Source organism: Nocardiopsis sp. CA-288880, assembly GCF_050955985.1.
Taxonomy (GTDB): domain Bacteria; phylum Actinomycetota; class Actinomycetes; order Streptosporangiales; family Streptosporangiaceae; genus Nocardiopsis; species Nocardiopsis tropica.
Map to the genome: position 1 here is coordinate 7,155,203 of NZ_CP192105.1, position 11,485 is coordinate 7,166,687.

The following is an 11,485-nucleotide window of genomic DNA, read 5'->3' on the forward strand; positions in this document are numbered from 1 at the left end:
GAGCCCTTCGAGCCTCGGTCAACGGGGGGTGGTGCGGATACTGCTGGCGGTCAGCGGAGGGGGGTCCGGGAGGACCGGCAGGGAATCGTGGTAGAAGACGGCGACCTCGAAGCTTTCTTCGATGTACCCGCTATCGTCCGGCGAAACGCCCCCTGAGCGGGACTTGTGGAGCACCTGGGGGATCGACTGGAGTTTCTCTGATGACACCGTCACCTCTCGCCCCGTCTTTCCCAGATTGAGCCACGGACCGATTCCCCGGCCGTTGTCGGCGGAACGCCACACCACAACCGGAACTCCGAACCTGATCGCGGACCGGACCGACTGGTGGCAGTCGTCCAAATGGGAGGGGACCGAGAGAATGGCTATTCTATCGTCCGGGAGCCGATCCTCCAATGGTTCCCGGTAGGTCCGGCCGCTCAGCCGCTCCTTGGTCTCCGCCTCGTGGGCCGTGTCCAGGTGCACCCCCGAACCGCACCTCAGCAGTGCCGCCCACCGCCGGCCCAGTGCCCTCCGCCCCGCGTCGTAGTCGCGCCGCGAGGGGTCCTCCAGCTCCGCCGCCCGGTAGACCACCTCCGCGCGGGCCCCGAGCGGCGGCGCCCCGGCCGCTCCCCCCGCCTCCTGCCACCGGTCGGCCTCCAGCTCCCGCAGCAGGTCCAGCTCCGCGACCAGCTCCACCCGCATCCTCCCCCGGTGGTGCTCCCTGCGGTGGTCCACCTCCACGAGGCCGAGCAGGACGCCGACGCTGTCGGCGATCCTGTCCGGGGTGACGCCCTTGCGGGTGCCCGAGTCGCAGAAGTCGGGCCGGTCCCCGCCGTGCTCCCTGAGCACCGTCCAGTACCGCAGGTCGTGGCGGTCCCGCTCCTCGCCCCTCTCGACGTGGACGACGAGGCGGGCCGGCACGTCCTCCCCGGCGTCCGGCCCCGGCGGCGCCCCGGGGGCCTCGGGGGCGCTCCCCCCGCCCCAGCCCTCCAGCAGCGCCGCGCAGCGCAGCGCGCCCCGGGCGCCCAGGATCGCGCAGAACTCGACCAGCGCGGACTCCCCCTCCCGGCCGGGGATCTCGGCCAGGGCCACGAACGTGTGCCACGCCCGGTCGGACGGCGTGCGGTCGATGGACCGCGCCCCCCGGACGCGGTCGGCGATCTCCCGGAAGTCCGCGGCGTCGTACAGGACCAGCTCCTCCCGGACGGTGTCGACCTGCTGCCGGGTGGCCTCGGGTATGGCCTGGCTGACCTGGGCCCACTCCTCCTCCCTCACCAGGGGCTCGGCGATCAGGGCCGCCGTCCGCCAGCTCCGGCTGTCGTCGGACCAGTAGCCGATCCACCGCATGAGGACGCCGAGCAGCCGGCTCTCGCGGCAGCGGCCGACCAGGGCGTCGGTGAAGACCACGGGCACGGCGTTCCGGTTGACCCCGGAGCGGACCCGGGGGAGCTTGCCCAGCAGCAGCTCGTGGTACTCGGGGGACGTGACGCAGGTGACAGAGCACAGGGCCTTGGCGAGCCGGGCGTAGTCGGCCTCGTCCACCCGCGGAGGGACGGGGCCCTCCAGCGGCTGGTCCTCTATCCCGGCCGCACGGCTCACCCGTCCCGCCCCGTCAGGAGCGGCCCCGCGGCCTCGCGGACGCGGAGCATGCCGGCGCTCCCCTCCTCCCTCTCGTCGAGGAGGTCGAGCACGGCGCCGAGGAGTCGGTACTCCTCGTGGGCGAGGGAGACCAGCTGGGAGGCGAAGACCGTCAGGTCCTGGTCCGCGCGGAGTCTGCGGCGCAGCCTCGGGTCGAGGGCCGTGTAGAGGTCGAATCTCAGGTCGGGGGAGAGCAGGGTGCGCAGGTCGGTCATGGCGCGCGCGGTGCGCGCGACGGCGGTCGCGGTGTCCGGTCCCGCCCCCCAGACCCGGGGGACCCGGTCGAGGGGGATCATCCAGCCGGCCCTGCCGTTGGCGGCCGCCTCGCAGACGATGCCCAGGAGACCGTCGCCCGCCCCCTCCCGGACACCGCTGCCGCTGAAGCCCGGCAGGACGGTGAAGCCCGTGGCGGAGTCGACGTCGATCTGCGTGTAGCCGAAACGGCTGCCGCTGTCGCCGGTGATCCGTCCGGTCACCCAACGTCCGGTCTCGGCGTTGGGGAAGCCGAGGACGCGTACCCGGTCCCCGACGCGGTGGCGGGCGGTCGCGGCGGGCGGCCCCGGGGCGGTGCGGTCGAGGCGGAGCACGGCCGCGTCCCAGGGCGCCTCCCCCTCCCACCACCACCCGCCGGCGAGGACGGTGCCGACGGACTCCCATCCGGGGAGTCCGCGCGGCGCGTCCAGGCGCACCTCGCTGCCGGGGCCCGCGGAGGGCCCGACGGCCTCGACGACGACGTGGGCACAGGTGAGGGCGTACTCCGGCGCGACCAGTACCGCCGCTCCGTGGAGGGCGGTGCCGTCCCGGTCGGTGACGCGGAGCTGCCAGTCAGGGGTGTCGGGTCGGTTGGACAGGAGGGACACGGTTCTCCCGTTCGGCACAGGGGGTCGGGTCACGGAGGACGGACCCGGTGACGCGACCCCGCTGTCAACATGGATTCTGTTTGGTTTTTTTTATTCTACCGATCGAACCCGAAACACCACGAGGATAGGACAGAAACTCGATATTGTGCGAACTAATGTCTGTTTTGTGAAAGGTGTTAAGTAAGTTAAAAGTATTTTCTGGCGGCCGGGCCGCCCGCCTCCGGCAGCGGGCGACCGGGCACCCCGGTCAGGAGGCCGGCAGTGATTCCGATGTCCGTCGGCGCGGGGCGCGGCCCCACGGCATGACGCGGTCCAGGGAGTAGCGCCCGCCCGCGAACCCGAGGGCGACGGCGGTGACGGCGAGGACCACCAGGTACTCGTAGCCGCCGATGAACGCGTCTCCGAGGTGGGCGAAGTAGTAGGCGCTTCCCATCATGAAGGCCAGGAGGAGTCCGGCGAGGGGCAGGGCGAACCCGACGGCGAGCGCCAGCCCGGCGCCCATCTCGATTCCCGCGCCCAGAAGGGCGGAGAACTGGGGAAAGGGAATTCCCAGGGAGGCGAACCCCTGGGCGGTGCCCTCGAGGTCGGCGGCCTTCGGCCAACCGTGGGCGATGAAGACGACACCGACGACCGCTCTCGCGAGGAGGGTGGTGGTGTCGCTGATTCTGGAGGTGACTGTTTTCTCGTTCACGGGTGATTCCTGTTCTGTGAGCGGGTATCCCAGAGGAGATCGTGGCCCGAGTCCAACACTTGAGACCGCAACCTTTTTCTGGGAAGCCAGATGATAGTACGCATCCGCCCGAACACATAGAGTGTCTTCCCGTGTTTTTCCCTCCCACGCCGTAACCCCCGGTCAGGGCAGGTCACAGAACGCGGTTCAGTCCCGGTCGCCGGCCCCTCCGGCCCCCGGGCACCGCGGCTCCCGCCCCTCGGGGTCCAGCTCGCCGAGCATCACCTCGGAGATCTCGCGGAGCTGGTCGACCTGCTCCCTCGTCAGGGAGTCGAACAGGACCCGGCGCACCTCGCGCACGTGGCCCGGCGCCGCCTCCCGCAGCACCTTGAGCCCGCGCGGCGTGAGCTCGGCGATCGTGGTCCGCCTGTCCCCCAGCCGCTTGAACCGGTGGATGAGGCCGTCCTCCTCCAGCCGGGCGGCGGCGTGCGAGAGCCGGCTGGGCGACGACCTCAGCAGCCTGGCCAGCTCGGTCATCGTCAGCGCGCCCCCCGGCGCCTCGGACAGCATCGCCAGGGCCTGGTAGTACGCGTGGGGGAGCCCCGAGTCCCTTCTGAGCTGACGGTCCAGGGAGCCCTCCAACAGGTGGACGGCGGCCAGGAAGGTCCGCCAGGTCCGCTGCTCGCCGTCGTCGAGCCACCTCGTGTCGGCCATCAGGCCCGTGCCCCCCGGAATACTTGAGAGTTCAATTGTGTTCTGGTCAAAATCCGATCTCCCAGTCACAGGAGGACCCCATGGCACCGTGGCCCACACGCATGCCGACCCTGTACCTCAGCCATGGGGCGCCGCCGCTGGCCGACGACGCCCGATGGACCCGGGAGCTAGCCGACTGGTCCGGTGGCCTCGCCCGGCCGAAGGCGATCCTCGTGGTCTCGGCGCACTGGGAGGACGCTCCGCTCACCGTCGGCGCGACGGCGGACGGAGTCCCTCTGACCTACGACTTCTGGGGCTTCCCGCAACGCTACTACGGTGTCGCCTATCCCGCCCCGGGAGCGCCGGACCTCGCCGCGAGGGTGCGCGACCTCGTCACTGGTCCGGTCGGGACCCTCCACCAGGACCCGGAGCGCGGACTCGACCACGGCGCCTACGTGCCCCTCCGGGAGATGTACCCCGAGGCGGACGTCCCGGTCCTCCAGGTGTCCATGCCGACCCTCGACCCGGCCCGGCTCCTCGCCCTGGGGCGCCGCCTGGCCCCGCTGCGCGACGAGGGCGTCCTCATCGTCGGCAGCGGGTTCACGACGCACAACCTGCGCGAGATGTCCCGGCAGGCGCACGGCGACGCCCCCTCCTGGTCGGTGGAGTTCGACGACTGGGTGAACCGGGCGGTGGCCGACCACGACGTCGACTCCCTGCTCGACTTCGGGCACAAGGCCCCGGCCGCCGCGATCGCCCATCCGCGCAGCGACCACTTCGCGCCGCTGTTCGTGGCCCTGGGCGCGGGCCTGGACGGGCACCGGAGCTCGCGGTCCACCGTGGACGGCTTCTGGCACGGCCTGGCCAAGCGCTCCTTCCAGTTCGACTAGCGGGCCGGCCGCACCCGTTCCCGGTGCGGCACGAGGGGATCCGGTCCGGACGGCCCCGTGCCCGTGGACGGCCTCGGCGCCCGGACCGCCCGGGAGCAGGAGACCGCGGCGGAGGCGGCGGGGCCGCGGACCGCTCCGGGCGCCGGCCGGGAAAAGGCCGGCCGAACGTCGGCGGCCCCTGGCAGGCTTCCCCCATGACCGACGCACACGACCCCGCGGACGCCCGGTCCGTGCGGGAGCTCATCGACGCCACGGGGCGGGCCCGGTACCTCTGCTTCTGGGGGCACCGGCCCCCGGACGGCGGGGGCGTCTCCGCGAGCTGCCTCTCCCAGTGGTGGGCCGCCGACTTCACGGTGGACGGGGTCCCCTACCCGACCGCCGAGCACTACATGATGGCCGGGAAGGCACGCCTGTTCGGCGACGCCGAGGCGGAGGCGCGGATCATCTCCGCAGGGCACCCGCGCGACGCCAAGGCGATCGGCCGCGAGGTCCGCGGCTTCGACCAGGAGGCGTGGGAGGCGGCCCGGTTCGGCATCGTGGTCGAGGGCAGCGTCGCCAAGTTCGGCCAGAACCCGGACCTGGGGGCCTACCTGCTCGGCACGGGCTCCCGCGTGCTGGTGGAGGCCAGCCCGCGCGACCGCGTGTGGGGCATCGGGCTCGGCGCCCGGCACGACCACGCCGAGCAGCCCGAGCACTGGCGGGGCCTCAACCTGCTGGGCTTCGCGCTCATGGAGGCGCGCGCCCGCCTCGCCGCCGCCTGAGCCCCGCTCACCCGCGGGGCCGCCTCGGCCGTCCCGGGGAGGTGGCCGAGACGGTCGCCCACCTGGCCGGACCGGGCGGGCGGTTCGTCACCGGCACGGTGATCGGCGTGGACGGGGGCATCAACGCCTGAGCGGGACCCGGACGGGTCACCCCTCGGCGATCCGGGAGACGTGGTCGGCGACCACCCGCGCGCCGACGGAGTCCGCCAGCGGCGTGTACCCCGTCCCCTCGGCGATCCGCGCGCCCTCGTCCCCGAGGGCGTAGGCCCAGAAGTCGCGCAGGACGGAACCGGTTCCGTCCGGGTGGCCGCACTCGTAGGCGAACACGTGGTTCACCCGCATGATCGGGTAGGCGCTGTCCCCTCCGACCGCGTCGAGGGAGAAGTCCGTCCCGTCGAGGTCGATCTGCTCGGTGGCCGCCCTGGTCGTCGCCGGGCTGAGGTCGATCTCGACGCCCCGGTCGCTGCGCAGCGGCACCACGTCCAGGCCGTGCTCCTCGGCGTAGGACGCGTTGACGAACCCGAGCGCTCCCGGGGTGGCCGCCACCTCGGCGTGCACGCCCTCGTCCCCGGACGCGGCGACCACGCCGGGGCCCCACCGGGTGTCGTCCCCGAAGTTGTCCGCTCCCCAGGGCCCCCCGTCGGCGGCCAGGTAGCGGGTGAAGACGTGCGCCGTGGAGGCCTCGCTCTCGTGGCGGACGGGGACGATCTCCAGGTCCGGGAGTTGGAGGTCGGCGGCCCCGTCGAGGTCGGAGTAGGAGGTCACGGCGCCGGAGTAGATGTCCGCCAGTTCCGTCCGGGCCAGCGAGAGGCCGTCGAGGCCCTCGGCGTTGTACACCAGGGCGACGCCCCCCGCCAGCACGGGGAACTGCACGACGGGGCAGCCCCTGGCCTCCTCCGCCTCCGCGGCCTGGCTCTCGGTGAGCGCGTTCTCGGAGGCCCCGAAGTCCACCTCGCCGCGCACGAACGCGTCGGCGCCCGCCCCTGAGCCGGTCGCCTCGTAGGAGATCCGCGTGTCGGGCTGCCGCTCGGCCGTGTACGAGGCGGACCACGCCTCGACCGCCGAGGAGAGGAACGTGGAGCCGGCGCCGTTCACCGTGCCCGTCAGGGTGCCCGGTTCCGCGGTCTCCACCGACGGGGCGGGGTCGGGGGCGGGCGGGTCCGGATCGCCGCCCTCCAGGGCGTTGACCAGGCCGATACCGCCCACGGCCGCCACCGCGAGCGCCCCGGCGGCGATCACCACGGGGGCCCGGCGCAACCGCCTCCGCGGTGGCGGGGCGGCTCCCGCTCCGGCGGGTCCGGGCCCGCCGCCCGCCGGTCCGCCCCCGGGGCCGGCGGCGGGGGGAGGCGGGGCGAAGGCGGTCGGCGCGGTCCGGGGCGCCGGGGCTCCCCGGACCGCGCCGCCGGCCCAGTGGGCGCGGATCAGCCCGTCCACGATGGTGGTGTCGTCCGCCCCCGCCGCGGCCTGCGGGTCCGCCGCCGCGACGCGGTGCAGCAGTTCCCCGGCCGACGGCCTGGACGCGGGGTCCTTGTCGAGCGCGCGGGTGACCGGCTCCTCCAGCTCCGGCGGGAGTCCTTCCAGGTCCGGGTCCTCGCGCAGGATGCGGTACATCAGGGTCTCGGCGCCTCCGTCCCCGAAGGGCGGCCGCCCGGTGGCCGTGTAGGCGACCATCGCGCCCCACGCGAACACGTCGGCCTCGGGGCCGCTGGTGCCCCGGTAGCGCTCCGGGCTCATCCAGGCGGGCGATCCCACGAGCCCGCCGGTCCGCGTGAGGGCGGTGGCGTCGGCCGCCCTGGCGATGCCGAAGTCCAGCACCTTGGGACCGTCGGGGGCGAGGATGACGTTGGCGGGCTTGAGGTCCCGGTGCACGACCCCGGCCGCGTGGATGGCGGCGATCGCCTCGGCCATCCCCGCCGCGACCACCCTCGCCTGGTGCGGCGCGAGCGCCCCGCCCTGCCGCACCCGCGCGCCCAGGGTGGGACCGGGGAGGTAGGGGGTGGCGTACCAGGGGAGTTCGGCGCGGGTGTCGTGGGCGAGCACGGGGGCGATGCAGCGGGCCCGCACCCGGTGCATCAGGGCGACCTCGCTGGCGAACCTGGAGCGGAACTCGGGCTCTCCGGCGTACTCGGGGCGTACGACCTTGACCGCCGCCCACCGCCCGTCCGGACCCACGGCGCCGTAGACCACGCCCATGCCTCCCGCGCCGAGCCTGCCGTGCACGGCGAACGGCGGGATCACACGGGGGTCGGAGCTCTGGAGGGGCGTGAGGTTCGGCGGCGGGGGCGGGTGGGCCATGGCGGTCCTCGGGTCGGAAGCGTTGCGCGGGGCGCCCTGGGGAGAGGGTCCTGTCCGTTGGACGACCGCAGAGCGTGAACCGTTCGCCTCGGCTCGCTACTGTTTCCCTCTGGTCGCGTCAATCACACGAATCACAGCAATATAGACCGATATACACAGTGGTTTCCGAATCACCTCCGCCGCTCACCCGCGGATCACCCGGATTTCACCGCCCGTCACCCCGTTTTCGACTCCCGCCCCCACCCGGGGGAGTAGAGTCCGAGGACACGGAAGGCACGGTGCACCGGCACCAGCACCCGTTCCCCGGAGCACTCCGGGTCTCGGCACTCTCGCCGCCACCCTTCAGGCGCACCCTCGCGGTCGACGACCACTCTCGTCCCGCCGCACGCACCGGGAAACCGATCCCCCTGCCGTTCGAGGCGGCACGCACGTTCCGGGGACGCACCGTTCTTCCTCCCAGGACGAACCAGACCCCAGGGACTTCCCATGGCCTACTACCGCATCCAGTTGAGCAACGGCTCCTCCCACACCCTCCAGGCGGTGCGCATGCGCACCGACGCGCGCAGCCTCTACCTGGAGGAGCGCACCGCGGGCGCGTGGACCGAGGTGTTCGCGAACCCCCTCACGGACGTGGAGCGCGTCCAGCGCCGCTTCACCGAGAACGACGGCACGTGGACGTGGCTGAACGAGCGCCTGCCCGCGCCCGTCGGCGGCGTCCGGTCCTGGTAGGACCGCACCGCGGCGCCTCCGTGCCGGGCTCGCCCCGGCGGCGCCCCCGACCGCGCCGCCGGGGCGGCACGCGACAGGATTCCGGGCCTCCCCCGAACCGGGGGAGGCCCCGCGGCGCCGCCCCCGCGCCGGCCGGCCCGCCCGACGCGGTCCGGTGCGGCCCGCCCCCGCCCCCGATCCCCGGAGCGCCCGGTACGCCCCGGAAGGCCTGTGTAGTCTCGGTTGGGGCACAGCGAGGGAGACGGCGATGGACGGTCAGACCGGCTCCGGCGGAATCCGTCGGACCGCGGATTCCGCACTCCCCCACCGTGCCCCGGGCGGTTCCCCTTCCGCCCGCCCCCGCGAGCGGCGCCCGTCGCCCGGCGGCTCCCTGCTGACGGCCGTCCTGCTCCCCCTCCTCCCGGCCGTGCTCCTCCTCGCCGTCGCCTCGGTGGCCTTCCCGGCCCACGGACTCCTCTCGCCGGCCCCGGCCGGAGGGGCCGCGCCGCCGCTCTCCCTTCCGGCGGAGCCGTCCGCGGGCCTCGTGGTCCTCGCCGGTCTCACCCTGGCCGCCCTCGTGGTCGGCCTCCCGGTGTCCGTGCACGCGGGGCTGCTCGTCGGCGGCGGCGCCGTGCTCGGGCAGGACGTCGGTGCGCGCGCGGCCTGGTCCCGCGCCCTGCGCCGCGTCCCGGGGACCCTGGCACTCCTCCTTCCTTCGGCCGCGTCCTGGGCCGGACCGTTCTGGGGTCTGCGCCGACTCGCGTCGGAAGGCGTGTGGTCCGCACCGGCCGCGGCCGCGACGGCGGCCGGGATCGCCGTGACGGCCCTCCTCCTGGTGGCGCTCCCCCACCGCGTCCTGGCCGACCTGTCCCCGGGACGGGCCCTGGCCGAGACCTGGCGGACCGTCCGCGCCCGGAGCACCGCCCGGCTGACCGCACCGGTCCGCGCCGCGCTCCCCCGTCCCCGCCCCGGCGACGCCCACGGCGTCCCGGCCGCGGTGCCCGCCCTCGTCTGCGTGCTGGCGCTCCTCCCGCTCGCCGTCCCGGGGCTGCTCCGTCCGGAGCCGGCGCCCCCCGGGGCGGTGCCCTCCGCCGCCCTCACGGCGTCGGCGGAGAACCGGACCACGGTGCAGATCGAGGACGAGGACGGCACCGCCCACCTGTTCGAGGTCGGTCCCGGGGGGCTGCGCGAGGCCGACTGCGGTCCCGGGTGCACCGTCGGTCCCGCCGAGCCGGGCCGCGAGGCGCACGTCGACGCTGACGGGTCGCACGCACGGGTCGGCGGCCGGGTCGTGGCCGCCTACTGGCGCACGGACCCCGACCACGGCCCCTCCACGCTCTACCTGCGGGTGTGCGACACCGAGAGCCCGTGCCCCGACGACGCGGAGGCCGCCACGCCCGCCGCCGCCCCGGGGGCGCCGGCCGGCTCACGCGTCGAGGTGCTCCGGGACGGGAGCGCGCGGGTGTTCGGCTGCGCCGAACCGTGCGCGGCCGACGCCGCGGACCGGGCGGACAGGGCTCCCGGGCCCGGGCGGCCCGACCCGGCGGCGGTCCGGTCCGCGCACCGCACCGGGACCGTCACCGTCGAGGTCAGCGGACCGGAGACCCTGCGCCTGGTCATGCTGGCCTGCGACCCCTCCGGCGCCGCGACCGACTGCGGCGCGGGGGTCTGAGGGCCCGGGGCCTCCGGAGCGGTTCTCCCCTCCGCGGTCGGTCCCGGCCGTGCGCACGGCCCCGGACCCGCGCGGGCTGCGCCTGCGCGGACGACCTACGGGACGGGCGCCCTCCGATCCGGGAGCGGGTCCGGGCACACCTTCGGCACGCCCCCCTTGACCTCAACATTGCTTGATGTTCGATGCTGGTGCCCCGGACACCGACGGAAGGCATCACATGACAGTCCCCGAGGTGGGCGTCGGACTCCCCGTCCTCGACGCGGCCACCGCACGCACCCCCCGCGCCTTCGCCGACGCGGTCCGCGCGGTCGAGGCCGCGGGTCTGGACTCCGTCAGCGTCGCCGACGTCCTCGTGGGCGACGGCACCCCCGCCCTGGAGAGCATCACCGCCTTGGCCACCGCCGCGGCCGTCACCGAACGCGTGCACCTGGACTTCGGCGTGCTCTCCCTGCCCACCCGCCCCACAGCGATGCTCGCCGCGCAGATCCAGAGCCTCCAGCACCTGTCGGGCAACCGCGTCCGCCTGGGCGTGGGCATCGGCGGGTTCCCCGGATCCCCCTTCTGGGAGGCGGTCGGGGCTCCGTCCACCCGCCGGGGCGCGCTGACCGACGCGGCGCTGGCCCTCCTCCCGGGGCTCGTCCGGGGGGAGCCCACCGTCGTCCCCGACCGGCCGGGGGAACCCGTGGTCACCCTCGCCCCCGGCGCCCCCGCGCCGCCCGTGTTCGTCGGCGGCGGCAGCGCGCCGGCCGTGTTCGAGCGCATCGTCGCCCACGGGGACGCCTGGCTGCCGTCAGCGCTGACCACCGCACAACTGGCCGCCGACTCCGCACGGCTCCGCGCCCTCGCGGCGGCCGGGGGGCGCCCCTCCCCGGGCGTGCACATCGGCCTGCACGCCGTGCTCGGGGAGTCGCCCTCCTCGGCCGCCGAACGCGAGGCGATGTACGCCATGCTGTCGGAGGCCTTCGGGATGCCCCGGGAGCAGGTCGAGCAGGTGACCGTCGTCGGTGGTCCCGAACAGGTCGCCGAGCGCCTCGCGGCCTACGCGGAGGCGGGGGCGACCGGGGTCGGCCTCGCGTTCGACGGGCCGCGTTTCGAGCGCCAGGTGGAGGTCCTGGCCCGGGCCCGCGACCTGCTCGGCCGAGCCCGGTCGCCCCGCTCCGGTCCGGACCGGGCCACGCCCTGAGGGGCTGTCCGAAACCGTTGCCGGTGTGATGTGGGAGCCCCTGTCCCCGCTGCTCCCGTACCGCCCGGCCCCGCTCCGCGTCCGCGGTCGCGTGCGGTGGCTTCCCCGAGCAGGCCGACGGATCCCCTGAAGGACA

At 74.7% G+C, this 11,485-nt stretch carries 11 protein-coding genes; 6 read left to right on the forward strand and 5 right to left on the reverse strand.

Translation table 11 applies throughout. The features are described 5' to 3' along the window. Window positions 1–18: 18 nt before the first annotated feature. From ACQPYD_RS30885 to ACQPYD_RS30900, 4 genes are all read right to left on the reverse strand, one after another. The gene (locus ACQPYD_RS30885) at window positions 19–1,578 is read right to left on the reverse strand and encodes a hypothetical protein (protein WP_433698875.1); all 1,560 of its coding nucleotides are present in this window, start codon (window positions 1,576–1,578) and stop codon (window positions 19–21) included. Next, window positions 1,575–2,477 (reverse strand): trypsin-like serine peptidase, encoded by a 903-nt coding sequence (locus ACQPYD_RS30890; protein ID WP_433698876.1) that lies wholly within the window; start codon window positions 2,475–2,477, stop codon window positions 1,575–1,577. The genes ACQPYD_RS30885 and ACQPYD_RS30890 overlap by 4 nt, the downstream gene beginning before the upstream one ends. A gap of 247 nt (window positions 2,478–2,724) precedes the next feature. Further along, on the reverse strand, window positions 2,725–3,168 hold the full coding sequence (locus ACQPYD_RS30895; protein WP_433698878.1) for a DoxX family protein: 444 nt from the start codon (window positions 3,166–3,168) through the stop codon (window positions 2,725–2,727). A gap of 186 nt (window positions 3,169–3,354) precedes the next feature. Beyond that, the gene (locus ACQPYD_RS30900) at window positions 3,355–3,861 is read right to left on the reverse strand and encodes a MarR family winged helix-turn-helix transcriptional regulator (RefSeq protein ID WP_433698880.1); all 507 of its coding nucleotides are present in this window, start codon (window positions 3,859–3,861) and stop codon (window positions 3,355–3,357) included. An 80-nt stretch (window positions 3,862–3,941) separates the two neighbouring features. On the opposite strand from ACQPYD_RS30900, the gene ACQPYD_RS30905 reads away from it, so the two are divergent. From ACQPYD_RS30905 to ACQPYD_RS30915, 3 genes are all read left to right on the forward strand, one after another. Beyond that, a complete protein-coding gene (locus ACQPYD_RS30905; protein ID WP_433698881.1) occupies window positions 3,942–4,730 on the forward strand; it encodes a dioxygenase family protein in 789 nt (262 codons plus the stop codon). 194 nt (window positions 4,731–4,924) lie between these two features. After that, window positions 4,925–5,491 (forward strand): NADAR family protein, encoded by a 567-nt coding sequence (locus ACQPYD_RS30910; RefSeq protein ID WP_433698883.1) that lies wholly within the window; start codon window positions 4,925–4,927, stop codon window positions 5,489–5,491. Between the two features lie 41 nt (window positions 5,492–5,532). Further along, window positions 5,533–5,622 (forward strand): hypothetical protein, encoded by a 90-nt coding sequence (locus ACQPYD_RS30915; RefSeq protein ID WP_433698885.1) that lies wholly within the window; start codon window positions 5,533–5,535, stop codon window positions 5,620–5,622. 16 nt (window positions 5,623–5,638) lie between these two features. Here ACQPYD_RS30915 and ACQPYD_RS30920 read toward each other — a convergent pair whose 3' ends face one another. Further along, a complete protein-coding gene (locus tag ACQPYD_RS30920) occupies window positions 5,639–7,786 on the reverse strand; it encodes a protein kinase domain-containing protein (protein ID WP_433698886.1) in 2,148 nt (715 codons plus the stop codon). A 486-nt stretch (window positions 7,787–8,272) separates the two neighbouring features. Between ACQPYD_RS30920 and ACQPYD_RS30925 the strand changes: the two genes are divergently transcribed. The 3 genes from ACQPYD_RS30925 (at window position 8,273) to ACQPYD_RS30935 (ending at window position 11,349) form a co-directional block, all read left to right on the forward strand. Further along, window positions 8,273–8,515 (forward strand): hypothetical protein, encoded by a 243-nt coding sequence (locus ACQPYD_RS30925; RefSeq protein WP_330162601.1) that lies wholly within the window; start codon window positions 8,273–8,275, stop codon window positions 8,513–8,515. A 247-nt stretch (window positions 8,516–8,762) separates the two neighbouring features. After that, window positions 8,763–10,166, forward strand: coding sequence for a hypothetical protein (locus ACQPYD_RS30930; RefSeq protein ID WP_433698888.1), 1,404 nt, complete (start codon window positions 8,763–8,765; stop codon window positions 10,164–10,166). 217 nt (window positions 10,167–10,383) lie between these two features. After that, on the forward strand, window positions 10,384–11,349 hold the full coding sequence (locus ACQPYD_RS30935) for an LLM class flavin-dependent oxidoreductase (protein ID WP_433698889.1): 966 nt from the start codon (window positions 10,384–10,386) through the stop codon (window positions 11,347–11,349). Window positions 11,350–11,485: the final 136 nt, after the last annotated feature.